Source organism: Nocardia sp. JW2, assembly GCF_051843015.1.
Lineage (GTDB): Bacteria > Actinomycetota > Actinomycetes > Mycobacteriales > Mycobacteriaceae > Nocardia > Nocardia coubleae.
The window spans coordinates 1-22,684 of the sequence record NZ_JBPXLK010000024.1 but is presented as its reverse complement, the minus strand read 5'-3'; the positions used below and the strand labels follow the sequence as shown (position 1 = coordinate 22,684).

Annotated in this window: 21 protein-coding genes; 14 read left to right on the top strand and 7 right to left on the bottom strand. The window is 70.0% G+C overall.

Annotated features, from left to right (window positions below):
- Positions 1-9: 9 nt before the first annotated feature.
- Both ACSVDM_RS25620 and ACSVDM_RS25615 read left to right on the top strand, forming a co-directional pair.
- Positions 10-354, top strand: coding sequence for a hypothetical protein (locus tag ACSVDM_RS25620; RefSeq protein WP_439268408.1), 345 nt, complete (start codon positions 10-12; stop codon positions 352-354).
- Positions 355-419: 65 nt separating this feature from the next.
- The gene (locus ACSVDM_RS25615; RefSeq protein WP_067636926.1) at positions 420-938 is read left to right on the top strand and encodes a GNAT family N-acetyltransferase; all 519 of its coding nucleotides are present in this window, start codon (positions 420-422) and stop codon (positions 936-938) included.
- Here the strand turns inward: ACSVDM_RS25615 and ACSVDM_RS25610 are convergent.
- Positions 931-1,581: an amino acid-binding protein gene (locus ACSVDM_RS25610; protein ID WP_067493223.1), complete on the bottom strand. Its 651-nt coding sequence runs from the start codon at positions 1,579-1,581 to the stop codon at positions 931-933. The two genes, ACSVDM_RS25615 and ACSVDM_RS25610, sit on opposite strands and share 8 nt — an antisense overlap.
- A gap of 215 nt (positions 1,582-1,796) precedes the next feature.
- On the opposite strand from ACSVDM_RS25610, the gene gatC reads away from it, so the two are divergent.
- Positions 1,797-2,093: an Asp-tRNA(Asn)/Glu-tRNA(Gln) amidotransferase subunit GatC gene (gene gatC, locus ACSVDM_RS25605; protein WP_067493225.1), complete on the top strand. Its 297-nt coding sequence runs from the start codon at positions 1,797-1,799 to the stop codon at positions 2,091-2,093.
- Positions 2,090-3,577: an Asp-tRNA(Asn)/Glu-tRNA(Gln) amidotransferase subunit GatA gene (gene gatA / locus ACSVDM_RS25600; protein WP_439268407.1), complete on the top strand. Its 1,488-nt coding sequence runs from the start codon at positions 2,090-2,092 to the stop codon at positions 3,575-3,577. Before gatC ends, gatA begins: the two co-directional genes overlap by 4 nt.
- 127 nt (positions 3,578-3,704) lie before the next feature.
- Here gatA and ACSVDM_RS25595 read toward each other — a convergent pair whose 3' ends face one another.
- Positions 3,705-4,136: an SRPBCC family protein gene (locus ACSVDM_RS25595; RefSeq protein WP_439268406.1), complete on the bottom strand. Its 432-nt coding sequence runs from the start codon at positions 4,134-4,136 to the stop codon at positions 3,705-3,707.
- A gap of 40 nt (positions 4,137-4,176) precedes the next feature.
- Positions 4,177-4,929, bottom strand: a complete 753-nt coding sequence (locus ACSVDM_RS25590) for a hypothetical protein (RefSeq protein ID WP_067636922.1) — start codon at positions 4,927-4,929, stop codon at positions 4,177-4,179.
- A gap of 166 nt (positions 4,930-5,095) precedes the next feature.
- Between ACSVDM_RS25590 and ACSVDM_RS25585 the strand changes: the two genes are divergently transcribed.
- Together ACSVDM_RS25585 and ACSVDM_RS25580 are read left to right on the top strand one after the other, a co-directional pair.
- Entirely contained in the window at positions 5,096-6,259 is a 1,164-nt protein-coding gene (locus tag ACSVDM_RS25585) for a sensor histidine kinase (protein ID WP_439268405.1), read from the top strand.
- Between the two features lie 9 nt (positions 6,260-6,268).
- Positions 6,269-6,934: a response regulator gene (locus tag ACSVDM_RS25580; protein ID WP_439268404.1), complete on the top strand. Its 666-nt coding sequence runs from the start codon at positions 6,269-6,271 to the stop codon at positions 6,932-6,934.
- A gap of 10 nt (positions 6,935-6,944) precedes the next feature.
- Here the strand turns inward: ACSVDM_RS25580 and ACSVDM_RS25575 are convergent, their stop codons facing one another.
- Entirely contained in the window at positions 6,945-7,841 is an 897-nt protein-coding gene (locus ACSVDM_RS25575; protein WP_439268403.1) for a hypothetical protein, read from the bottom strand.
- Between the two features lie 160 nt (positions 7,842-8,001).
- Here ACSVDM_RS25575 and ACSVDM_RS25570 point away from each other — a divergent pair, with 160 nt between their 5' ends.
- Positions 8,002-10,920: a protein kinase domain-containing protein gene (locus ACSVDM_RS25570; RefSeq protein WP_439268402.1), complete on the top strand. Its 2,919-nt coding sequence runs from the start codon at positions 8,002-8,004 to the stop codon at positions 10,918-10,920.
- 2 nt (positions 10,921-10,922) lie between these two features.
- Here ACSVDM_RS25570 and ACSVDM_RS25565 read toward each other — a convergent pair whose 3' ends face one another.
- Genes ACSVDM_RS25565 through ACSVDM_RS25555 form a run of 3 tightly spaced genes read right to left on the bottom strand, consistent with a single transcriptional unit; the run spans position 10,923 to position 14,489 of the window.
- Positions 10,923-13,412, bottom strand: a complete 2,490-nt coding sequence (locus tag ACSVDM_RS25565) for an FtsX-like permease family protein (protein ID WP_439268401.1) — start codon at positions 13,410-13,412, stop codon at positions 10,923-10,925.
- A complete protein-coding gene (locus ACSVDM_RS25560; RefSeq protein ID WP_439268400.1) occupies positions 13,409-14,131 on the bottom strand; it encodes an ABC transporter ATP-binding protein in 723 nt (240 codons plus the stop codon). The genes ACSVDM_RS25565 and ACSVDM_RS25560 overlap by 4 nt, the downstream gene beginning before the upstream one ends.
- Before the next feature lie 34 nt (positions 14,132-14,165).
- Positions 14,166-14,489, bottom strand: coding sequence for a hypothetical protein (locus ACSVDM_RS25555; RefSeq protein WP_067493456.1), 324 nt, complete (start codon positions 14,487-14,489; stop codon positions 14,166-14,168).
- Between the two features lie 156 nt (positions 14,490-14,645).
- Between ACSVDM_RS25555 and ACSVDM_RS25550 the strand changes: the two genes are divergently transcribed.
- The 7 genes from ACSVDM_RS25550 to ACSVDM_RS25520 all read left to right on the top strand — a co-directional run.
- On the top strand, positions 14,646-15,944 hold the full coding sequence (locus ACSVDM_RS25550) for a sensor histidine kinase (RefSeq protein WP_439268399.1): 1,299 nt from the start codon (positions 14,646-14,648) through the stop codon (positions 15,942-15,944).
- Positions 15,941-16,630: a response regulator gene (locus tag ACSVDM_RS25545; RefSeq protein ID WP_174550293.1), complete on the top strand. Its 690-nt coding sequence runs from the start codon at positions 15,941-15,943 to the stop codon at positions 16,628-16,630. The genes ACSVDM_RS25550 and ACSVDM_RS25545 overlap by 4 nt, the downstream gene beginning before the upstream one ends.
- 100 nt (positions 16,631-16,730) lie before the next feature.
- Positions 16,731-20,090 (top strand): protein kinase domain-containing protein, encoded by a 3,360-nt coding sequence (locus ACSVDM_RS25540; RefSeq protein WP_439268398.1) that lies wholly within the window; start codon positions 16,731-16,733, stop codon positions 20,088-20,090.
- A 68-nt stretch (positions 20,091-20,158) separates the two neighbouring features.
- Positions 20,159-20,329, top strand: a complete 171-nt coding sequence (locus ACSVDM_RS25535; protein WP_166655716.1) for a hypothetical protein — start codon at positions 20,159-20,161, stop codon at positions 20,327-20,329.
- A gap of 72 nt (positions 20,330-20,401) precedes the next feature.
- Positions 20,402-21,211 carry a formate dehydrogenase accessory sulfurtransferase FdhD gene (gene fdhD, locus ACSVDM_RS25530; RefSeq protein WP_439268397.1) on the top strand — a complete coding sequence of 270 codons (810 nt, stop codon included), beginning with the start codon at positions 20,402-20,404 and terminating at the stop codon, positions 21,209-21,211.
- 109 nt (positions 21,212-21,320) lie between these two features.
- The gene (locus ACSVDM_RS25525) at positions 21,321-22,208 is read left to right on the top strand and encodes a hypothetical protein (protein WP_439268396.1); all 888 of its coding nucleotides are present in this window, start codon (positions 21,321-21,323) and stop codon (positions 22,206-22,208) included.
- Positions 22,209-22,236: 28 nt separating this feature from the next.
- Positions 22,237-22,684, top strand: a 448-nt coding sequence (locus ACSVDM_RS25520; RefSeq protein WP_439268395.1) for a 6-phosphofructokinase, incomplete at its 3' end; no start/stop codon positions are given.

Genomic DNA, 22,684 nt, shown 5'->3' with positions numbered 1-22,684 from the left:
CATGGGGTCATGCTCGAAGTGGTGATGGCGGCGGCCATGGTGACGATGCTCGTGGTCATGATCGGCGCCCTCCTGACCAGGCGTGGCGGCGGTGGCGGAGTTCAGGTCGAGCACGGGTCGCTGTCGGTGACCGGGGTGAGCCCGCTGCCCGCCATGACCGGCGAGCACTACGTGACCATCACCGGAACCATCACCGGCCCGTCGGTGCCCGCGAAGGTCGTGTACGGGCGGTTCGCGTGGGACGCGACGCAGTGGCCGTCGATCGGCGACCAGCTCGATGTGGTCTACTCACCGCGCAACCCCGACCGCTGGTCCGCACAGCACCCGGGCCTGCGCCCATATCTCGGTAGCTGAGACGGTCCCGGTAGCCGGGACGGGTGCGTCGAAGCTCACAGCCGCCCGGGTGCGATCATGCGGGAATGCACGGCAACAACCACGCAACAGTGAGCGGTCCGCAGATCCGGACCGCGCAGCCCGACGAATACGACGCCATCTCCGCCCTCACCGTCGACGTGTACGTCGGCGACGGGTACGTGCCCGCCGACAACGACTACACGCGGGAACTGGGTGACGCGGCGCACCGGGCCGCGCACGCACAGGTGCTCGTCGCCCTGCACGAAGGGCAGGTCGTCGGTTCGCTCACCATCGCCGAACCAGGCAGTCCCTACGCCGAGATCGCCCGCCCCGGCGAACTCGAGTTCCGGATGCTCGCGGTGTCGAAGCGGGCGCGTGGCCTCGGGGTGGGAACGGCGTTGGTGCGCACCGTGATCGAGGAGGCGAAGGCGGGCGGCTACGAGGCGGTGGCGCTGACGACCATGTCCACCATGGTCGACGCGCATCGCATCTACGAGCGTCTCGGCTTCGTCGCTGTGCCCGAACGCAATTGGAGCACCGACGACGGGCTGCCGCTGTTCGTGATGCGGTTGGCGCTCAGTTGAGCACGGTCGCCACGATGCCCGCGAGGTAGCCGAGCCGCGCGACCTCGGACGGGCGGAAATCGGGGCCGCCCGGGCGACCGAGCAGCAGCGCCTTACCTGACCCGCCGAGCGGTGCGGCCGCCAGCTTGGTGTCCATGTCGCGCCAGATCTGCGGCACCCATTCGGCTTCGCCGTCGAGCCACATCGGCTTCTCGATGGGCATCCACGGAGCCGAACCCGCTTGTGTCTCAGGGGCACTCGGGCTGCCGACCACCCGGTAGGCGCCCGAGGGGCCGAGTGCGATGATGGTCGACCAGCCCGCCCGTAACACCCGTGGCACCCCGTCGACGAGGACCTGCATGCGGTCGTCGCGCGCGCCGGCGACCTGATCGATCAGCTCGAGTTCGCGATGGGTGTCGAGGACGCCGGAGTACGGGCGGATGGAGTCGACACTCACATCGCGCACGGATTCGGCGGCGGTGATGAGGGTGTCGGGCAGTGCGCCGGTTGGCACTTCGACGACCAGATCGTCGATGGCGAATCCCGCGCCGCGCTCGACGACGTCGAGCGAGAGGATGTCCGCGCCCACTCCGCCGAGTGCCAATGCGAGGGAACCGAGGCTTCCCGGTCGATCCGGAAGTTGCACGCGGAGCAGGTATGACACGTGCGTTCCTTTCCTTGACGGCCGAGGCTGTTCGAGAACGAATACCCGGTGAAGCAATACTTACACCCCCAACCGGGGGATCTCGACTCGAGTATGACCCCATCGAGCCGAGGAGGGCGAACTTTCGTGCGAGGCGGGTGCGTCCGGGGCTGTTCGCCCACCTCGTTAGGCTGTACCGGAAGTTCTTCCCACCCGAAGCCGAAAGGGGTCCCGCGGTGCCCGCAATCTCCCGCGACGAGGTCGCTCACCTCGCCCGGCTGTCCCGGCTGGCGTTGACCGACGCCGAACTCGACCAGTTCGCCGGTCAGCTGGATTCGATCCTCAGCCATGTCCGGACCATCTCCGAGGTCGCCGCCGACGTCCCCGCCACCGCATCGCCGAACCCGACGACCAATGTGACCAGGCCCGACGTAGTCGTGCCCGGCCTCACCCCCGAGCAGGCGCTGGACCAGGCGCCCGCCGTGGAAGAACAGCGTTTCCTGGTCCCGCAGATTCTGGGAGAGGGCGAATGAGCGAGCTGACTCAACTGTCGGCGGCCGAGCTGGCGAGCAAGATCCACGGCGGCGAGGTGTCCTCCACCGAGGTCACCCAGGCGCACCTGGACCGCATCGGCAAGGTCGACGGCGAGCTCAACGCCTTCCTGCATGTCGCGAGCGAGCAGGCGCTGGCCGCGGCCGCCGTGGTGGACGCCGCGATCGCCGCGGGGGAGCAGCCCGCCTCGCCGCTGGCGGGAGTTCCGTTGGCGCTCAAGGATGTTTTCACCACCACCGACATGCCGACCACGTGTGCGTCGAAGGTGCTCGAGGGGTGGATGTCGCCCTATGACGCCACCGTGACCACCCGGTTGCGCGCGGCAGGCATCCCGATTCTCGGCAAGACCAACATGGACGAGTTCGCCATGGGTTCGTCCACCGAGAACTCCGCGTACGGTCCCACCCGCAACCCGTGGGACACCACCCGCATCCCGGGCGGTTCCGGCGGTGGTTCGGCGGCCGCGCTGGCCTCGTTCCAGGCGCCGCTGGCCATCGGCACCGATACCGGTGGGTCGATCCGTCAGCCCGCCGCGGTCACCGCGACCGTGGGCGTCAAACCGACCTACGGCACCGTGTCGCGGTACGGCCTGGTCGCGTGCGCGTCGTCGCTCGACCAGGGTGGACCGTGTGGTCGCACCGTGCTCGACACCGCGCTGCTGCACGAGGTGATCGCCGGGCACGACCCGCGCGACTCCACCTCGCGCAAGGTGCCGGTCGCCCCGGTGGTCGAGGCCGCGCGCCAGGGCGCTAACGGTGACCTGACCGGTGTGCGCGTGGGTGTGGTGCGCGAATTGCATTCCGACAGTTACCAACCCGGCGTGATCGCCTCCTTCGACGCCGCCGTCGCGGTGTTGAAGGAACTGGGCGCCGAGGTGATCGAGGTGTCGTGCCCGAGCTTCGAGTACGCGCTGTCCTCGTACTACCTGGTGATGCCGTCGGAGGTGTCGTCGAACCTGGCGCGCTTCGATGCCATGCGCTACGGCCTGCGCGTCGGTGACGACGGCAGCCACAGCGCCGACCAGGTGATGTCGCTGACCCGTGAGGCCGGATTCGGCCCGGAGGTCAAGCGCCGCATCATCATCGGCACCTACGCGCTGTCGGCCGGCTACTACGACGCCTACTACGGCCAGGCTCTGAAGGTGCGCACCATGATCGCGCGCGACTTCGACGCCGCGTACGAACAGGTCGACGTGCTCGTCTCGCCGACCAGCCCGTTCACCCCGTGGAAGCTGGGCGAGAAGGTCGGCGACCCGCTCGCCATGTACCTGTCGGACCTGTGCACCCTGCCGACCAACCTCGCCGGGCACCCCGGCATGTCGGTGCCGTCGGGGCTGTCGGCCGACGACAACCTGCCGGTGGGTCTGCAGATCATGGCGCCCGCGCTGGCCGACGACCGCCTGTACCGGGTCGGTGCGGCCTACGAGGCGGCCCGTGGTCCGCTGCCCACCCCGGGCGCGGTCTGAGAGTTCGTACCGAGCGGGGCTCGTCGAGGATGAGAATCCTTGACGGGCCCCGCTTTTCGTAGGCGAGGGCAGCGAGGCCGGTTCGCGGCCGGGCGGTCATCGCGCCGAGTCCAGCGCGCGGGCGACGTTACGAGACGGCGCGAGCGGCGACCCCGGCCGTCATGGCATTGAACCCGGCACGCAGGTGCTTGCCGAGCGCCAAGGTGACCACGGGGCTGAGCCAGCCGGCCAGGGTGAAGCGCGATTCGTAGCGGCAGCGGTCCTCGCCGAGCGGCACCACGGTGTGCGAGCGCAGGCTGTGCAGCGCGCCCAGCGGCACCGGCTTCATCGCGTAGCTGAACTCGACGCCGGGCGTGTGGGTGCGGATCCACTCGCGCTGGGCGCGCTTGTTGCCGCCGAGATTCACCATCATGTCGATCGGCTCGCCGGGCACCAGGGTGCTCGAGGCCTCGTAGCAGAAGGTATTCCACTCGCCGTAGTGTGCGAAATCGGTGAGCACCTGCCAGACTTTCGCGGCGGGGGCATCGATCTCGACCGTCTCGTCGATCACCAGAGTCATGCGTGAAAGCTAGAACAAGTTCTAGAAATCGGCAATGCGGTCAGATCACGCGGCGACGTTTGCGCAGCGCGTCGATGATCACCGCGCAGGCGGCCGTCACCGCGAACAACCCCAGCACCGTGCGCGCCAACGGCCACAGGTTGGGCCGGTCGGCGGGGTCGGTCTCGGCGAAGACGTTCTCCACCACCGGTGCGGCGTAGTCCTGCCTGCGCGAGTTCACGTCGACGGCGGTGAAGGCGATATCGGCCATCACACCGCAGCGCGCGCGGGAGAACTCGTCGTCGCGCAGCTCACAGGCGGCGTGGATGCGCCGGTTCAGGGCCGCGTCCACCGAGCGCCGTGCCCACGGGCCGAGTGGCTCGTCGACCCGTTCGGCGTAGCGCAGCATGTCGTAGCCGAGGTCGTGGGCCTTGCAGGCGGCCTCGAACTCGCCCGGCAAGGTCACCGGGGAGGAGCAGCCGCCGTTCGGGTTCACCAGCATGCCGTCCTGCTCGGCCGGGTCGTACCCGAACTTGAAACCGAAATCGCGGGGGATCAGCGCGGGCGCGTCCGGGTCGTCGTCGGTGAGGGAGCGCACCACGGCGGTGGCGGCCGCGTTCTCGACCCCGCTGCCCGGGGTGGTACCCATCGCACCCGGTGCCGACATCACGACCGCGGAGGCCATCGCGAGCCCGGCGGTGCACAGCGCGATGCCGCTGCGGCGGCGATGGGGAGTGGTGGTGTCGGCGGGCGACGCGGAACCTGTGGCACGGGCACGGCGAGCGGCGGGTGCCGGGCGAAGCGGGGTTTTCATGGCCTCCGACAGTAAGGAGCGGGTCGTACGGCGGGCATCCCGCTGTGGACCGGTTTCACGAGGCGCGCGGGTGGTGTCCCGGCGCCGGGGTCACACCAGGGTAGGGGGTCGCAGTTGGTTCGTGGGTATGAGGTGGGTCGGTGACCGGTTTCCTAGGCTCAGGACCATGACCGGACAACTGCGTACCACCGTGCGCCGGATCGACGCGACCACCTGGTTCGACCTGGCGACCGTGCTGGTAGCGCTCATTCTGTACAGCATCGCGTGGCCCACGCTGTTCGTCACCCACCAGGTGCCCGCCGCTGTCGCACCGCTGATCTCGGGGCTCGCGGTGTTCCCGCTCCTGCTCGTCCGGCTCAACCCCGCCCTCGGCTGGGCCGTCTCCGCGGGGTCGGCGCTGCTCATCTCGCTGGTGATCTCGCCGACCGCCGACAGCGACCTGCCGTTCCAGGTGGTGCACGTCATCGTGCTGTTCGTGCTGCTGTTCGCGGTGGCGTTGCGCGCGCCGCTGCCCGTGGTGGTCGTCGCGTGGGCGGGGCAATCGATGCTGTTCGCCACGACCATGCCCGGTTCGGCCGACGGTCCGCTGTGGGGGTGGCCGGTCGGGTTCGGTGCGCTCGCGCTGCTCGGCTACCTGCTGCAGACCCTCGGCACCTCGCGGGCCAAACTCGAGGAACAGGCCGAGGTGACCGAGGTGGAACGCGCGCGCCGCGCCATCCTCGAGGAGAAGGCGCGCATCGCCCGCGACCTGCACGATGTGGTCGCCCACCACATGTCGATGGTGGTGGTGCAGGCCCAGACCGCGCCCTACCGGATCACCGATCTGCACCCGGCCGCCGCGGCGGAATTCGAATCCATCGGCGCCACCGCGCGCACCGCGCTCAACGAGATCCGCGGCATGCTCGGGGTGCTGCGCAGCGACGGGCAGCTGCCCGAACACGCACCGCAACCGCGCGCCGCCGACGTGCCCGCGCTGTGCGAGTCGGCCGCGCGTGCCGGTCTGCCCGTCGAGTGGACCGTCGACGGTGACCTGTCGGCCGTGCCCGAGACCACCGGGCTGGTCGTGTACCGCGTCGTCCAGGAATCGATGGCCAACTGCGCGCGGCACGCACCCGGTGCACCCGTGCGCGTCGCGGTCGGCGTGGTGCCGGGGTCGGTGACGGTGACGGTCCACAACGACCCCGCCACCGGTGTGCCGAGCAAGAGCACGGGCGGCGGTCACGGCATCGACGGCATGCGCACCCGGGTGGCGGCGGTCGGCGGCCAACTGCTCGCCGGACCCACTGCGACCGGCGGATTCGAGGTCTCGGTGACGCTGCCGACCCCGTAAGGTGGTCGCGTGGCTATTACCGTCTTGATCGCCGACGACCAGGCGATGGTCCGGCAGGGCTTCGGTGCTCTGCTCGGTGCCCAACCCGACATCAGCGTCGTCGGCGACGCCCCCGACGGCAACGTGGCGGTCGCCGAAGCCAAACGGCTTCGCCCCGACGTCGTGCTGATGGATGTGCGCATGCCCGAGATGAACGGGCTCGACGCCGCCCGCGCCATCCTCGCCGCCGGTTTCGACCCGCCCGTGCGGGTGCTCATGCTCACGACCTTCGACATCGACGACTACGTGTACGAGGCACTGAGCCTCGGCGCCAGCGGATTCCTGCTCAAGGACGCACCCGCCGAGGAACTGGTGCGCGCGGTGCGGGTGGTCGCCGACGGACAGGCCCTGCTCGCACCGACGATCACCCGCCGCTTGATCGCGGACGTGACCCGGCGGCGCAATACCGTGCGCACCGCGCCCTCACCCGCCCTGTCGACGCTGACACCGCGTGAACGCGAAGTACTCGAGCTGGTGGCCAAGGGCCTGTCCAACACCGAGATCGCGAGCGAACTGTTCGTGGCCGAGCAGACCGTGAAAACGCATGTGTCCAAAGTCTTTTCCAAGCTCGGCCTGCGCGACCGGGCCCAAGCGGTCGTCCTCGCCTATGAATCCGGTCTGGTCGTTCCCGGCTGAGCGGGCCCGCTCAGCGCGGGCACACTCCGCCCCGCAGGTCGGGCAGATGACGTGCCAGCAGCAGCGCCATCCGGTCGAGCAGGGCCGTGGTGTCCTCGAAGCTGCCCGAATCCGCCTGGGCGGCAAGGGCGACCGCCAATTGGCCGCTGCCGACGGGGATCAGCCCGAACTGGCGGACCGTGTACATGCCGGTGTCGTCGTCGGGACCCCAGCCGCCCTTGAACTCCGCGTGGTCGAGCAGGCCGAGACCCCAGCCCTGCTCGGGGGTGATCTCACCCATCAACCGCATCACGACCTCGGTGTCGGGCAGACACGGCAGCTTGGAGGCGAAGCGCACCTGGTTGGCCAGCGACCATTCGGTGACACCGAAGGCCGTGTAGTCGAGTTCGGTACGCATCCCCGGCTTGTCGGTGTTCACCTCACCGGCCTCGTCGAGCACCTGCTGCACCGCCTCGGCCGCCGCCGTGCCGTCGCCGAGGGACTGCCACAGGCCGTAGGCGGCGTCGTTGTCCGACACCGTGATCGCGGCCTGCACCATCTCGAAGATGGACTGGTCGTGGTCGTGCCGCAGGGCGGCGACGGCGAGCGGAACCTTGATGGTGGACCAGGCGATGCCGGTGGTCCAGTCGCCGTAGATCGTCATCCGTCCGCCGCCGACCGGCATCAACGCCATCCCCACCTGGCCGGGCAGGGTCGCCTGCAGCTGGGTGAATTCGGCGGCGAGCGAGTCGGGCAGGATCACCGACTGGCCGGGACGCCAGGCCTCGCCTTCGTCGCGCTGGACCGTCGGCGCCGTCGCGGCGGTCGGGTTGCCGGGCACCGCGCACGAGCCGGTCAGCGCCGCCGACATCAACAGCACACCGGACACGAGACCGCGACAGGCAGCCTTCACAGTAGAGCCAGCCACCTGAAAACCCTCCCCACCACCGGTTGCGCGGGGGCGCTGTGCTCCGGCGGTGCAAACTACTCGTCTAGCGCGCCCGGACGATCTCGGGCGTATGCCAATAAGTTTCGCATATGCCGGGACGGTCGCGCTGTCCGGCGACGGGCGCTGAAAGGGGGTCGTGGTGCACGAGATCGGTGATGTGTTCGCCGGGTTCACCATCGAACGGATGCTTGGCCAGGGCGGTATGGGGACGGTGTATCTGGCCCGGCACCCGCGCCTGGACCGGCTGACCGCGTTGAAGCTGCTCAACCGGGATCTGTTCGCGGACGCGCGGATTCGGGCCAGGTTCGAGCGGGAAGCGGATCTGGCCGCGGCGCTGGATCATCCCGGCATCGTCACCGTGTTCGATCGGGGCGCGGAGGACGAACAGCTGTGGATCAGCATGCAGTACGTCGACGGGATCGACGCGGCCACCGTCGATCCGCGTACTCTGCCACCGCAGCGCGCGGTGCAGATCATCGAAGGTGTCGCCGACGCACTGGATTACGCGCACGGGCACGGCGTGCTGCACCGGGACGTGAAACCGGCCAACATCTTGCTGGCGCGATCCGGCGGCGGGCAGGGGGAGCGGGTATTCCTCACCGACTTCGGGATCGCCCGTCTGCGCGCCGACTCCACCCACCTCACCCAGCAGGGCATGTTCACCGCCACTCTGGCCTACGCCTCGCCTGAACAGATGACCGGCGCCGAGCTCGATCACCGCTCCGACCAGTACTCCCTGGCCTGCACCCTGTATTGGCTGTTCACCGGCCTGGCACCCTTCGACTCACCCGACCCCAACGAGATCATCCAGGGCACTCTCTACGCACCGCCACCCCCGCTCGCCCTGCGCCGAACGGGCCTACCTCCCGCCATGGACGCGGTTCTCGCCGCCGCCATGGCCAAACATCCCGCGGCCCGCTACGAGTCGTGCACCGCTTTCGCCAAGGCGGCCCGCCGGGCCCTCACGTCGACCAAGCCGCCTGTTCTTCCTGCGTCGTACTCGCCGCAACCTGTCCCGGGGCAGCTGGCATCCATGCCGGCCCCTGGTTATGCGCCACCGTTACCCGCTGCCCCCCAACCGCATTGGCACCCGGCGGCACCTCCAGTGGCACCGGCCGGCCCGCCCGCCGGGCAGCCCTACGTCGGCCAGCCGCCGGTACAGCAGCCTGTGGCTCAACCGCCGGTGCAGCAGGGTCTGGCCCCGCCGCCGCTTCCACAACAGCCTGGGGTTCAACCGCCCGCACAGCAGCTCGCGCCTCAGCCGCCGCCTCAACTGCTCGCGCCGCCTGTGTCTCACCAGCCTGCGGCCCAACCGTCTGCCCAGCGACCACCGGCTCAGTCTGTCGCGCAGCAGCCTCCGGTCGAGCAGTCACCAGCCCAGCCCGCTCAGCAGCAGCCGGCGCCACCGCCGGGTGGTGCTCCGGGTGCAGCGAAAGCCGCTGCGGCAGACGGTTCGTCGTCGGTCGGCAGTGCAGTCGTGCCCGCCGAACCCGTCGCAGAGGAGGTGTCGAGCACCGCTGCGACCGATGTCCTCGGTATGCCGAACCAGGATCGCTCGGACTCCGAAAATACCTCGGCACAAACGGAAGTCACTGCTGTTCCTGGCATGGCCGCGACTAGGCGGGACAGCGCACCGGGAGCAGCGGGTGGTGCGACGCACACGACGACCGGCGGTGCGGAAGCGGACTCGCCGGTCACCGAGGCCGACGGAGAAAGTGCCGCCAGTTCGGCTGTGGAAGCTGCCGAGCCGGCGGCCCCGCGCGCAGAAACCGCCTGGGGAGATGGAGCGGCGGCGAGCGCGCGGCCGACGTCGACCGGAAGTGAAACCCCAGCAGCCGGCAGCGCGGAAGTCGGGAACGCACGCACGCACGTCGATATGCCTGACGCTTCAGCGGTTTCGGGTGCTGGGGAACACAACGCCGATGCCGAGTCGGACACCGATGGCGGCGCTGAAGAACTGCCCGATCGGGGCGATTCCGTTGCGCCGGATCTGAGAGATGAGTCGGATCATGGTGCTTCCCCTGCCGGCGACCCCGTAACAGGTGCCGCGGCGGTGGACCGGCCGTTTGCGCTCGGCGGCGTGCCGGGGCCGGACGGTGGTGCGAACGTGGCGTCGCCCCCGGCTGCTGGGGAGGCGGCGCAGGGCGGAGAAGGCTCCGACGTCCCGGATTTCGGTGCGCACCGGGATGGTTCGGGTGGCGGTGAGCGCGGGCACGATGTCCGGGCGGTGCCTTCGCAGGTCGCGGCCACACCGGTCGCGTCGGCAGGGACGCCGATGCAACCGCCGGGGGGAGGGCCGGGAATGGGCGGTCCTGGACGGCCGCCGCAAGGACGGCATCCTTGGCCGGTTCCCTATCGTCGGCAGTCGGCGGTGTCTCGGCCGGTGTCGGGGTTGCAGCGGCTCGGGTGGGTGGTGCTCGCGGCGCTGGTTGTGGTGTTGGTGACGGTGGTTCTGGCGCTGGTCGTGGTGGTCCTGCCGGATGGAGACGACGACGAGGGGGCCATCGGAGGGGTGGTGACGGGGCCGTCGAGTGCCGTGGCCGAGGCGACCGATTCGTTCCTGGCAAGCAGGCGGGTGTTCCCGACGCTGGTTCCGCAGGGCACGGGGATCGAGGGGCAGGGGTATCGCGGGGCGAATTGTGTCGGGGTTCGGCAGGTGAGCGAATTGGAGTGGAAAGAGCCTGCGCTGCAGTGGAACCCGATCAGCGCGGGGTGGCAGTGTGAGCGGGTGGACAACGGGCTCGGTGCCGTGAGCTATCTCGTCCTCGAGTACGCGAACTCCGCGCAGGCCCGCTCCGCCATGGACGCATTCCCCGCCGCCGTCCGCTTCGGGGCGGAGAAGGACGGTGTGCCGGTGACGGTGCGGCGCTGGGTGGTGCCCGATCCGGCCACCAGCCGCGTCCAGACCGCGCACCAGGTGATCGGCTTCCCCGGCGACCCGGACCGCGACAACTATCTCGTCGTGGTGAGCCGCCGGGGCAGCAGCGGGACCGGCGGCGCACCGCGGCCCTCCGCCCAGGACGAGGTGATCGCCTGGTGGGCGGAGGTGCCGCTGTGACCTCAGTCGACGGCCAGCGCCGCGACGATCGGCATGCGGGACGCGCGCACGGCGGGTGGGATGGAGCCGAGTAGCGCGAGCCCCAGCGCGACGATGCCGTAGACGATGAGCAGCGGGCTCGGCGCGTAGGCGATGTCGATGGTCATGGCGTGCCCGATCGCCACGGTGCCCAGGTACTGGACCGCCGCACCGGTGACCATGCCGATCGCCGCACCGACGATCCCGATCCCCGCCGCCTCGGCGAGGACCGAGCGCAGCAGGAACTTGCGATTGGTGCCCATGGCACGCAGCACGCCGAGTTCCCGGCGCCGCTCCAGCACCGACAGCATCAGCGTGTTCAACAGTGCCACCGTGGCCACCAGCACCACGATCCACAGGATCATCGTGCTCATCGCCGCACCCTGCTCCACACTGGACGAGACCGCCGCGACCTGGGCGGCACCGGTGTCGACATGGATCTGCTCGGGCACCACCGCCCGTACCGCCGCCTGCACCGCCGCCGAGTCCGCACCCGGTTCGAAGTGCACCGCCAGCACGGTCTCGCCAGGCCGCTGATACCACTCCCGCATCTGATCCAGGCTCATCATCACCACACCCGAGACGGCGGTGAAGTACGGAATCACCTGCAGCACAGTGGCTGTGTGTTCACCCGACGGGGTGGGCATGGTGATCCGATCGCCGACCTCGAGATCGAGCGAACGGGCCACATCACGGGTGACGACCACACCTTCCCCACGGGCCATCCGGTCGATCACGGCCGGGTCGACAGCGCCGAGCCTGCTGTCCTCGACCCTGGGCGGGTACCCCTGCAACATCACCCGCCCACTGCCGATGGTCGCGAACGCCATCTGCCCCGGGCTCACATACTCGACCCCCGGCACGGCGGTGACCTTGTCCGACAGATCCGAGGGGAGGACGGGTCCGGTGGGGAACTCCTCGGCCGGGCTCGGACTCACATACAGGTCGGCCTCACCGAGACTCTGGAACGAGGCGGTCGCCGAATCGACCATGTTCCGTGACGCGCCACCCAGTGCGACCACTGCCGCCACCCCGATCGTCACCGTCATCGCCGTGGCCCACACGCGCCGCGGCGCGCGTTCCAACGTGGTCGCCCCGAGCGCGCCTGGCGCACCGAACCAGCGGGCGATCGACCCGGCCGCCCGCACGATCGGCCCGGTCGCGGCGAAGCACAACACCACCGTGGCGGTGAACGACACAGTGATCGCCGCCAGCGAGAGCCGGCCGAGATCGATGTAGGCCAGCGCGATGGCCGCGCCGACGAGGGCGAGACCGCCGATCAGCGCGACCCACCGCAGCCCGCGCCCCGCGGCGGCGACATCGCCCGCCTCGACCGGGGCGAGCGCCTCGACCGGCGCGACCCGGTACACCTGCCGCGCCGCGATGGCCGCCGCCAAGACGGTGGCCACCACGCACGCGGTGATCGCGACGGGCACCGCGTAATTCGGGACCATGAACTCGGTCCGCGCCTCTACCGACTGCACCATCGCGGCGGGAAGTTGCCCGATCGAGAACCGCCCCATCACCGCACCGATCGCGGACCCGATCGCGCCGCCGACGAGCCCGAGCAGGGCCGCCTCCACGAGCAGGTCGCGCACCATCGGCCCACGCTGGCCACCGATCGCGCGCAGCAGCGACAACATCGGTCTGCGTTGTGCCACAGCCATACTCATCGCGTTGTAGATCAGGAACGCCGCCACGATCAGCGCCGCCGCCGAGGACATCAGCGTCGAGTACCGCATGATCTGGATGGCGCCACCGGCCTGCGCGGTCCGCAGACTCGGTTCGGCGACCACCGCCCGCCCGTCGACCGCCGCGGTGAGGGCCGCGCGCAGTTCGTCGACATCGGTGCCGGGCTTCGCCATGATCTGCACCGAATCGAGCCTGCCGACCCGGTCGGTGAGGAACTGGGCCAGTGGCAACGGCGCGGCGACGATGTGGCCGCCGTTGAGGCGATCGGTGGCCGCTGGGTCCAGCACCGCCGCGACCGTCGCCGTACCGCCACCGATCGGGATCGAGTCACCTTCGCGGTAACCGGTTGTCGCACCGACCAATACACCGCGTGGCGTGCTGACGAGCTTGGTGGTGTACTGCGACATCGGCCCGGTCAGGTCGCTGCCGAGCGCGCCGATGGTCTGATCGGCGCCGATCAGCAGCATCCGGTCGGGGCCCGCTCCGAGCGTGCCGCGCAGCATCGGGGCCGCGGTCGCTACGCCTGGTGTGGCCGAAATGGCAGGCAGCAGAGCCTGTTCGAAGCCCGCGTCGGTGATCCCGGTGATCTCGAGGACCGCGTTACCCGCCAGCCCCTTGGTGAGCCGGTCGACCGACCCGGTCACCGAACCGGAGATGCTCAGCACCGCGACCAGCAGCGCCGCCGAGACCGCCATCACCGCGGTCGACATGACGGTGCGGCCCGGGTGCCGGACGAGGTCACCGAGATTGAACAGCCGCAATCGATCCAGCGCCGCGATCATGCGCGCACCCGCGTGGGCACCTGGTCGTCGGCCCCGATCTGCCCGTCGCGCAACGTGATCACGCGATCGCAGTAGGCAACGGCACCCATGTCGTGGGTGACCATCACCACCGAATTGCCCTGCGCGGTGATGTCACCGAGCAGGCCAAGGATCGACTCACCGGTCTTGGAGTCCAGGTTGCCCGTGGGTTCGTCGGCCAGGATCAGCGGCGGGTCCATGATGAGTGCGCGCGCGACCGCCACCCGCTGCATCTGGCCGCCTGAGAGCTCGGCGGGTCGGTGCTGCGCGCGGTCACCGAGCCCGACGAGGTCGAGCAGTTCCAGCGCGCGTGGCTTGGCCTTGCGTAATCCGGTGCCGTCCAGCAGTTTCGGCACGGCCACGTTCTCCCAGGCCGACAGCGTGGGCAGCAGGTTGAAGAACTGGAAGACGAAACCCACCTGCTCGAGCCGGAACGCGGCCTGCCGGTCTTCGTCGAGATCGCCGATCTCGGTGCCGCGGAAGCGAATCGAACCCTCGTCGGGCCGGTCGAGTGCGCCGAGCAGGTGCAGCAGGGTGGACTTGCCCGAGCCGGACGGACCGATGATCGAGGTGAACTGCCCGGTCTCGATGCGCAAGCTCACGTCGTCGAGCGCGCGGACCTGCTGGTCACCTACGCGATACCGCTTGACGACGCCGGTCAATTCCAGCATCGGAGGTTGCGGTGTGCCGTTATCGGTCATGTGTTGTCCCCCAAGGGTATTCGGGTGGCGGGTCTCAGCGCGCCAGGGCGCGGTCGCGGGTAGTCTGCCCGATCGCGGTGTGCGCGTCGAGAAGAGCACGCAGCGCGGGCTGTTCGGCCGCGAGCTCGAGATAGGCCTCGACCAGGGTTTTGCCGTCGAACTCGGCCTGCTCGACTTTGACGCGCAGGTGGTTGTCCCAGCGGTTCGCCAGCGCCCGGAGCAGGCCGTCGACGCCGCCGAAGAGACGGTCCAGATCCGGCAGACCGGCGAAGAGACCCGGGTCGTTCGGGTCGACCTGCGCCCTGGCGAGAACGGTGTGCACGATGTCGGTGCGTTGATGCAGCTCGGTCCAGGTCATGAACTTCACCTTCCGTGAGCGGGTGCAGCCAACGCTACGGAGCGCGACGCGGCGATTCGTCGTGCCGCAGACGCGACTTCTCCTCCTACCCAGGTAGGAGACGCCGACCGTTCCCGGCACGATGTCGCAGGCTGCCCAGGCGGCTAGCCTGACAGGATGGAGGTGATCGACACCGTTGCGGCACGGCGGCCGAGGCCGACGGCCCGGCTGCGCGCGGTGGCGCACCGGTTCACCGAGTCCGTGCGGACGCGGCTCGCCTCGCTGCCCTACGACTATCCGCCCGCCCTGATCGTGTCGGCCGACGTGGCATTGCTCGCGGTCACCGGCGCCGCGATCATCCAGCGCCACGAGTACTTCCCGACCGTGCTGCCGCTGCTCGCCATGTTCGCGGCGTTCCTGCCGGTCCCGCTGTACGCGCTGTTCGACATCAAGCCCTATCCCGTCCTGCTGAAGTCCAGCGGGCTGCTGGCCTGCGCGCTGTTCCTGCTGCAACCCGTCCCCGCCGACTTCGCCCCCTTCGTCCTCGTCGTCGTCGCGGGCGAGGTGGCCGCGGTGACGACCCGGGGGATGACGCTCGGTTTCACCCTGCTCGCGATCGCCGAACTGATCGCCTTCGACCTGGCCGGACATCTGGAGTGGGGTGGCGAACGGCTGGAAGGTCTGCCGATGTACGTGCTCGGCATCGTGCTCGGCACCTTCGTCGGGATGATGCTGCAGTACCAGCGCCGGTTCCTGTACCAGGAACGCGAGAACCAGGCCATCCGAGCCGGTCAGGCCGCCGACGAGGAACGACGCAGGATCGCGCGCGAAGTACACGACGTGATCGCCCATTCGCTCTCGATCACCCTGCTGCACCTCACCGCCGCGCGCCGCGCGCTGCAAACCGACGAGGACGTCACCGAGGCGGTGGAGGCGCTCGTCGACGCGGAACGCCTCGGCCGCCAGGCCATGGCCGATATCCGTCGCACCGTCGGCATGCTCGACACCAGCCCCGCCCAGCCGAAGCCGGAACCCGGCGCCGCCGATATCGACGAACTGGTCGGTGACTTCCGGCGCGCCGGGCTCACCGTCGATTACCAGCGCACAGGCGAGCTGTCGGTCGTTACCGGCGCGGTGGGCCACGCGCTGTACCGCATCGGGCAGGAATCGCTGGCCAATGTCGCCAAACACGCACCGGGTGCCGCGGCGACGGTGCGGCTCGACGTGACACCGGAACTCGCCGCCCTCGAGGTGCGCAATGCCCTGCCTCTCGGCCCGCCACCACGCCTCGGCACCGGAATGGGCTTGCGCGGCATGCGCAAACGCACCGAACTGCTCGGCGGAACCATCAGGGCCGGAATCGACGACGACGGCTGGACCGTGCACGCCCAGTTTCCGCTGAAATCGGGCTCCTGCGGAACACTGTCCACCATGCTGCCCGGCTTGCTCCGGCCGAAAACCCAGGAGGACCAGTGACGGCCGCCGCGCCGATCGACAACCCCGTCTCCGTGCTCGTCGTCGACGACCAGGAACTGGTGCGCGGTGGACTGCGCCGCATCCTGCGCCGTCGCGACGGGTTCGTCGTCAGTGAATGCGCCGACGGTGACGAGGTGGCGGCCGCCGTCGCCGCCGAACGGCCCGACGTGGTGCTGATGGACCTGCGCATGAAACGGGTCGGCGGCATCGATGCGACCCGTTTGCTGCGCGCGCGGTCCGACGCGCCACCGGTCCTCGTCCTGACCACCTTCGACGACGACCAACTGCTGTCGGGCGCCCTGCGCGCGGGTGCGGCGGGCTTCCTCCTCAAGGACTCGCCCGCCGAGGACCTCATCCGCGCCGTCCGTACCGTCGCGGCGGGCGGCGCCTGGCTCGATCCGTCGGTAACCGGTCGGGTGCTCACCGCCTACCGGACCGTGAAACACACCGGTACCCGCACCGACCGCCGCCTCGGCGACCTCACCGCCCGCGAGTACGAGGTGCTCGAACTGATCGGACGCGGCCGGGTCAACGGCGAGATCGCCACCGAACTGGGCATCTCGGAAGTAACTGTGAAAAGCCATGTCGGACACATATTCGGCAAGCTCGACCTGCGCGATCGCGCCGCCGCCATCGTGTTCGCGTTTGACCACGGCATAGTGACACCGGGAGAATCGTCGTTCTGAGACGCGGGTCCCACGGCCCGCAAGACGTGGGAGGCGGACACCGGTGCAGGCACCTGGGTCACGGACGGGGAGCAGATTCGGCCCGTACGAGTTGCGGTCGATGCTGGGCAAAGGCGGCATGGGGGAGGTCTACGAGGCCTACGACACCGGCAAGGACCGGGTAGTCGCCCTGAAGTTGCTGGCCGCCGAACTCGCCCAGGACCCCGCCTACCAGGTCCGGTTCCGGCGCGAATCCCAGGCCGCGGCGAAACTGGCCGAACCGCACGTCATCCCGATCCACGACTGGGGCGTCATCGACGGGGTGCTGTTCATCGACATGCGGCTGGTGCCCGGCACCGACCTGCGGAGCGTGCTGCGCGCCGGGGGGCCGCTGCACCCGGAACGCGCGGTCGCCGTGGTCGAGCAGATCGCCGCCGCCCTCGACGCCGCGCACGCGGGCGGGCTCGTGCACCGCGACGTGAAACCGGCCAACATCCTCGTCACCCCCGCCGACTTCGCCTACCTCGCCGACTTCGGCATCGCCCACACCGAAGGCGACAGCGCGCTCACCCAGGCCGGCATGGCCATGGGCTCCTACATCTACATGGCGCCCGAACGGTTCGACGCCGCCCCCATCTCGCACCGCGCCGACATCTACTCGCTGGCCTGCGTGCTGCACGAATGCCTCACCGGCGCATCCCCTTTCCCCAGCGCGAGCATGAGCGTGCTCATCCGCTCCCACCTGACCGAGGAACCGCCGCGCCCGAGCACCGTGATCGCCGGATTGCCCGCCGCATTCGACGACGTCATCGCCGTCGGGATGGCGAAGGATCCCGCCGAGCGGTACCCGAGTGCCGGTGCGCTGGCGTCGGCCGCCAGGCAGGCCTTGGCCAGCGCACCCGGATCTGCGCCGATCGTCGGCCGTGGGCCGGTCAACGCGCCCGGCCACGGGGTGCCCGCGGCGGCCGGATTCGGTAATGCCGCAGGCGGAATCATCGGTGGTGCCGCTGCGGCCGCGCCAGGAACCGGGGCGCGGGGCACCGATGCCGCCGCAAGACCAGGCACGGGCCGTGGCTCGAACGTGCCGCGCGAGCGGGACGACGAGGCGCAGGAGCAGCCCAAGCCGACGCCGACGGGGGAGTTCCGGGTGGTCGGTGCGGTGACCGCGACCGGCGGCATCGAGACCTCCCGCAGCCAGACCTCCGCGACCGGCGCCCAGCCGACGCTGATCATCCGCCCGCCCGAGGCACGCACCGACACCGCGGGCTTCCACCGCGTTCCGGTCGAGGGAAGCGGCGAGGTGTCCATCCCCGCCGTCATCCAGCCCACCGGCCCCACCGAAATCCACCCCGCCGACACCTACTTCGCGCCCCTCCCGGCCGACGACGCCACCCCCGAACCGGTCGTCCCCACACCACCTCCCGCCTACACCCCCGACCAGGGGCTCCCACGGATGCGCCCGTTCCCCGACGCCCACCTCTACGGCGACAACCAAGCGGGCGAAACCTCCTCGCCCGTCCCGCAACCCAGCGCCCCGCACCCCGGCGGCCTCGCGTACGGCGTCGGTCGGCCGGGCGAAACTTCCTCGCCTGTACCGCAACCGGGCGGTGCTCATCCCGGTGGTCTGGCGTACGGCGGTGGTCGGCCGGGTGAAACTTCTTCGCCTGTACCGCAACCCGGCGCCGCGAGGGGCTCTCATCCCGGTGGTCCCGCGTATGGCGGTGGTCTGCCGGGCGAGACTTCGTCGCCGGTCCCGCAACCCGGCGGCTCTCATCCCGGCGGTCCCGCATACGGCGGCGGTCGTCCCGGCGGTCCCGCATACGGCGGCGGTCGTCCCGGCGAAACCTCCTCGCCTGTGCCGCAATTCGGTGGTCCCGGCGACGCCCAGCGTGGCCCGCTGGTGCCGCCACGCAGTGCCCCGACCCAGCGCTACTCCGGGGAGTACCCGGCGCCGGGTGGGCAGCCGCCCGCTGATCTCGGTTCCCGTCAGAACCCGGGTGACCGTCCGGCTCCATCCGCCCGGTTGGTCTCCCCGCCGGTCCCCGGTGGCACCGGACCGAACCCGCTGCCCGGCACCGACCTGCCCGCGCGCAACCCCGGATTCGGCTCTCCCGCAGAACCTTTCGGTGCTGAGAACGGCCCGGAACCACGTCCGGGTCAGCCGTACGGGCCGCGACCGGGCGCGAACACGCCCGCGCCCGCGACTCAGAAGTTCGATGCGGATCGATTCGGCCCTGCTGCCGGGCAATTCGACGACGAGCGATTCCCGGGGCCTGGTCACACACCGGATTCCCGGTCCGCTGGCGCAGCCAATCCGTTCGGTCCGTATGCGGCGGAGGCGAGTTCGGCGCACGGTGGTGATCGGTTCGGTCCGGACGGTGGTGACCGGTTCCCGGCCGACGAGGACTCGGCTTCGCGGCGTCCCGATGCCTTCGGTCCGCCGACCGAGCAGTACGACCCACGGTCCGCCGACGACCAGCGAGAAGATCGGCCCGACGACCGTCGAGACCCGGCCCAGCCGAGCAGCGGCAACCACTTCGCCCCGCCCACCGAGGTGTTCGGTCCGGAGCATCGGCGGTCGGCGCCCACCGAGCACTACGGGCAGAACGATCAATTCAGCTCGCCCACCGAACAATTCGACCCGGCGAACATCGGCGACCAGCGGTCCGCGCAGACCCGGCACTACCCGGACGCCCCACGCTCCGCACCCACCGAGCACTACCCCGGTGGCCCGGAGGCGCGCCGCTCCGCTCCGACCGAGCACTACGGGTTCGACGACCCGGACCCGCAGCGTTCCCAGCCCACCCACCAATACCGTGGTGGCGCAGCGCCCTTCGGTGCGCACAATGCCGTCGACCCGGCGAATCCGTACAACGATCAGGCCGCCTACTCCCAGTACGACGACCAGCAGGCCTACGGCGACCACGCCTACCGCGACAACGACGGCCCCTACGGTCCCGAACCGGCCTATGCCCCGGAACCCGCCTGGTCCCACCAGGACTCGAACCGCCGATCCATGCTGCTGCCGATCCTCGTCGGCGTGCTCGCCGTCATCGTCGTCGCCATCGGCGGGGCGATCGGCTGGCGGCTGATGGCGGCCACCGACTCCACCGACACCGCGGGCGCGCCGTCGACCTCGCTGGTGCCCGCCGGACCGACCGGCACCACCGCACCACGGGCGACCACGGCCGCCCCGACCACCTCGGCAGGCCCGGTCACCCTGCCCGCGGGGGCGCAACCGTGCGATTCCGGTTCGGGCAGTGGCAGTTTCAGTAAGGCGGCGGTCGGCAACACCGTCACCAGCTGCCCGTTCGCGCAGGCGGTCCGCGAGGCGTACGCGGGCGGTGGCAGCGCGAGCGGTGCCCGCGAGGTGGTGGCGACCAGCCCGGTGACCGGACGCACCTACACGATGACCTGCACGCCGGCGGGCAAACTCGTCACCTGCACCGGCGGCGAGAACGCGGTCGTCTACGTGTACTGACCACCGGCTCGGCACCACGCCGCGCCGACCTGCGGACGCAGATATGCGAATCGTTGCATACTGTCGGTATGGCTGATGACGACCAGTGGTACTACTGCCTCAAGCATCACAAGGCCGAGCAGGGCAAGTCCTGCTGGTACGGCGACCGGATGGGGCCGTACCCGGACCAGGCGACGGCCGAGCGGGCGCTCGAGATCGCGCGGGCACGCAACAAGGCCGCCGACGACGAAGACGACTAGACCCGGCCGGTTCGCCTACCGTCGTTCCGGCGACGACGAGCACCACTCGTCACCGACTGATCGGCACACCTGATGAGCAGAGTCACCGCACGACGCAAAACCGTCCGGCTGTCACCGGCCGGGCGGGTCGAGCGCCCCGACACCCTCGCAGTCGAGGAACCGCTCGAGATCAGGGTCGACGGGCAGTCGCTCTCGGTCACCATGCGGACACCGGGCAACGACATCGACCTGGTGCACGGCTTCCTGCTCGGTGAGAACATCATCGGCACCGCCGACGACATCGTCACCGCCCGCTACTGCGCGGGCACCGACAGCGAGGGCCGCAACACCTACAACGTGCTCGACGTGCGGCTGCGCGATCCCGTACCGCTGCACCCGCGCAACCTCGTCACCACCGGCGGCTGCGGCCTGTGCGGCAAGAGCGCCCTCGACGAGGTGCGCACCCACACCCGCTTCCCGCTGCCGCCCGCGGTCCCGGCCGTCGGGACCGAGGTGCTGACGCGGATGCCCGGCCTGCTGCGCGAAGGCCAGAAACTCTTCGACGCCACCGGCGGCCTGCACGCGGCGGGCCTGTTCACGACCGACGGCACCCTGCTCGCCCTGCGCGAGGACATCGGCAGGCACAACGCCGTCGACAAGGTGATCGGCTGGGCGGTGCGCGAGAACCGGATCCCCGGGCATGACCTGGTGCTGGTGGTGAGCAGCCGAGCCTCCTTCGAATTGGTCCAGAAGGCCGTGATGGCGGGCATCCCGATCCTGGCCGCGGTATCGGCGCCGAGTGCCCTCGCCGTCGACCTCGCCGTGGAGTCCGGATCGACGTTACTGGGATTCGTCCGTGGCGAATCGATGAACATCTACTCGGGTGAAAACCGTGTGACCTGACGGTTTACGGACGAAGTGGGCGTTGGGCCATACAGCCCAGTACGGTGTCGGACACGGCTACCCAGCACCGAAAGCCCGGGGGAGTTCACAAACGAAAATGCTTCACATCATGACGAACAACCGACGCCACCCGATACGGGTGGCGCTGTCAGCACTGCTGGGCGTTGCCGTATTGGTCACCGCGGGCTGTGGTTCCGACAGCAGCCCCGCCGCACCGCAGGTCACCACCAGAACTCCGGCAACGTTGCCGGGCGGGCCGGTGACAGCTGAGGTCTCCGTCGCGGTGCCCGGCAGCCTGGCCGCCGACTTCGCCGATCTGCAGCGCGGCATCCGGGGGTCCGTGGGAATGGCGATCATGCCGGTCGCCGGGACGAAGATGGTCACCTTCGGCGACTGGACGACCGGCCCGGCCTGGTCGACGATCAAGGTGCCGCTCGCCATCGCGGTCTCGCGTCGCAGCAGCGCCTACAACTCGTCGGTGAACGCCGCCATCACCGCCTCCGACAACGCCGCCGCCGACGCGCTGTGGTCGACCTTCGGCGACAACGCCGACGCGGCCGCCGCGGTGGAAGGGGTCCTGCGCGAAGGCGGCGACGCCACGACCACCGTGCCGACCGTGCGTACCCGCTCCGACGCCTCCATCTACGGCCAGGCCGAGTGGGCGCTGGCCGATCAGGTCCGGTTCGCCGCCCAGCTGCCGTGCCTGCCGCAGAGTGAGCGGGTGGTCGGTTTGATGCAGCAGATCATCGTCAGCCACCGCTGGGGCCTCGGGGCATTCACCAGCGCCGAGTTCAAGGGCGGGTGGGGGCCGGATACGTCCGGAAAGTACCTGGTCCGTCAGTTCGGGCTGATCGATTCGCCCTCGGGCCGCATCGCGGTTGCCTTTGCGGCCAAACCCGATTCGGGCGCTTTCGCCGACGGTATGACCATGCTCGACAAGATGGCGACCCTGCTCTCGGGCCACCTCGACGAGCTCGCCGGAGGCCACTGCCCCTGATCCGCGCTGGTGGGGCAAGATGAACGCCATGCGCATCGGAGTCTTGACCGGAGGCGGAGACTGTCCAGGGCTGAACGCGGTGATCCGGGCGGTGGTCCGAACCGCGAACGGCCGCTACGGCGACGCGATCGTCGGATTCCAGGACGGTTGGCGAGGCCTACTCGAGGACCGCAAGATCCGCATCCACAACGACGACCGCACCGACCGGCTGCTCACCAAGGGCGGCACCATGCTCGGTACCGCCCGCACCAATCCCGACGTTCTGCGCGCCGGGCTGCCACGCATCCAGCAGACCCTCGACGACAACGGCATCGAGGCCCTGATCCCGATCGGCGGCGAAGGCACCCTCACCGCGGCCAGCTGGCTGGCCGAGGAGGGCGTGCCGGTGGTCGGCGTGCCCAAGACCATCGACAACGACATCGACTGCACCGACGTCACCTTCGGCCACGACACGGCGCTGTCGATCGCCACCGAGG

Bases quoted from the DNA above. Each gene is read 5' to 3' on its own strand.
- ACSVDM_RS25620 (WP_439268408.1), top strand. From the start codon at position 10: ATGCTCGAAGTGGTGATGGCGGCGGCCATGGTGACGATGCTCGTGGTC.
- ACSVDM_RS25615 (WP_067636926.1), top strand. From the start codon at position 420: ATGCACGGCAACAACCACGCAACAGTGAGCGGTCCGCAGATCCGGACC.
- gatA (WP_439268407.1), top strand. From the start codon at position 2,090: ATGAGCGAGCTGACTCAACTGTCGGCGGCCGAGCTGGCGAGCAAGATC.
- ACSVDM_RS25595 (WP_439268406.1), bottom strand. From the start codon at position 4,136: ATGACTCTGGTGATCGACGAGACGGTCGAGATCGATGCCCCCGCCGCG.
- ACSVDM_RS25590 (WP_067636922.1), bottom strand. From the start codon at position 4,929: ATGAAAACCCCGCTTCGCCCGGCACCCGCCGCTCGCCGTGCCCGTGCC.
- ACSVDM_RS25585 (WP_439268405.1), top strand. From the start codon at position 5,096: ATGACCGGACAACTGCGTACCACCGTGCGCCGGATCGACGCGACCACC.
- ACSVDM_RS25565 (WP_439268401.1), bottom strand. From the start codon at position 13,412: ATGATCGCGGCGCTGGATCGATTGCGGCTGTTCAATCTCGGTGACCTC.
- ACSVDM_RS25560 (WP_439268400.1), bottom strand. From the start codon at position 14,131: ATGACCGATAACGGCACACCGCAACCTCCGATGCTGGAATTGACCGGC.
- ACSVDM_RS25555 (WP_067493456.1), bottom strand. From the start codon at position 14,489: ATGACCTGGACCGAGCTGCATCAACGCACCGACATCGTGCACACCGTT.
- ACSVDM_RS25550 (WP_439268399.1), top strand. From the start codon at position 14,646: ATGGAGGTGATCGACACCGTTGCGGCACGGCGGCCGAGGCCGACGGCC.
- ACSVDM_RS25540 (WP_439268398.1), top strand. From the start codon at position 16,731: ATGCTGGGCAAAGGCGGCATGGGGGAGGTCTACGAGGCCTACGACACC.
- ACSVDM_RS25535 (WP_166655716.1), top strand. From the start codon at position 20,159: ATGGCTGATGACGACCAGTGGTACTACTGCCTCAAGCATCACAAGGCC.
- fdhD (WP_439268397.1), top strand. From the start codon at position 20,402: ATGAGCAGAGTCACCGCACGACGCAAAACCGTCCGGCTGTCACCGGCC.
- ACSVDM_RS25525 (WP_439268396.1), top strand. From the start codon at position 21,321: ATGACGAACAACCGACGCCACCCGATACGGGTGGCGCTGTCAGCACTG.